Source organism: Paraburkholderia sp. BL18I3N2, assembly GCF_003001875.1.
GTDB classification, from domain to species: Bacteria; Pseudomonadota; Gammaproteobacteria; order Burkholderiales; family Burkholderiaceae; genus Paraburkholderia; species Paraburkholderia phytofirmans.
Map to the genome: position 1 here is coordinate 1 of NZ_PVNC01000073.1, position 1,103 is coordinate 1,103.

The window sequence follows — 1,103 nt, forward strand, 5'->3', positions numbered from 1 at the left end:
TCGAGCAACTGTTTCTGCACGTTCAGCACGTCGAGGAAATCCACCGCACCTGCCTTGTACCGTTGCTGCGCAATCGACAGCGCGCGCTGGTTCAGACTCACAACCGTTTTCAGCCGATCGCGCCGGCGCTGTTCGGCGTCATAGACGACCAGCGCGTCGTCCACCTCACGCCATGCCTGCAGCACGGTGTGCTGGTAGGCAATCGCCGCTTCCTGCTGCTGCGCCTCGCGCAAATGCAGCGTGCCCTTCAGGCGTCCGCCTTCGAATATCGGCAGCGTAATCGACGGCCCCACCACAAACTGGCCGGACGCCCAGTCCGCGAGATTCGACAGTTGCAGGCTCTGGAACCCGGCGCTGCCGTTCAGCGAGATGCGCGGATAGAAGTCGGCCTTCGCCATGCCGATCGTCGCGGTGGCCGCATGCAGCTGGGCCTCGGCTTTCCGGATGTCGGGCCGGCGCTGCACCAGTTCCGACGGAACACCGATCGGCACCTGATCGGGCAACGCCGGCACGTCGCGCGGCTCGGCAAGCATCTGCTGCAACGCGCCCGGTTCTTTCGCCAGCAGCACGCCAATCGCATTGATCGTGGTCGTGTTGCGCGATTCGAGCGTCGGGATCAGGCTTTCGATCGATTCCGCCTGCGCCATCGCGTTGGCGACGTCGAGGTCCGTCGTGACGCCCTCATGCACCCGGTTTTGCGTGAGCTTCGTGGCATCGTGAGCGATGTCGAGGTTCTGTTTCGCGATCTGCAGCAGGGCCTGCGTGTCGCGCAACTGGATGTAGTCGCGCGCGAGTTCGGCGCGGGCGGACAGCAGGATCGCGTTACGGTCCTCGTACGACGCATCGGAGAGCGCCGACGCTGCTTCGACGCCGCGTCGCACGCGCCCCCAGAAGTCGAGTTCCCATGACGCGTCGAAGCCGAACTGGTACAGATCGTAAGCGGGCGAGCCCTTGGCGCCCGGCAACGGCGCGACACCAAGCGGCGCGCTGCCGGAGGCCGACTGCGTCTGACTTCCCGTCGGCGTGACGCCAAGCAGCGAGAGGATGCCGTTCGGACTGCCGCGCTCGCGGTTATAGGAGGCGGCGCCGGTCAGCGTCGGATA

Annotated in this window: 1 protein-coding gene; it reads right to left on the reverse strand. The window is 65.7% G+C overall.

What is annotated here, in order from left to right; genetic code table 11:
• Window positions 1-1,103: efflux transporter outer membrane subunit (locus B0G75_RS40045; RefSeq protein ID WP_106314960.1), on the reverse strand; the 1,103-nt coding region annotated here is incomplete at both ends.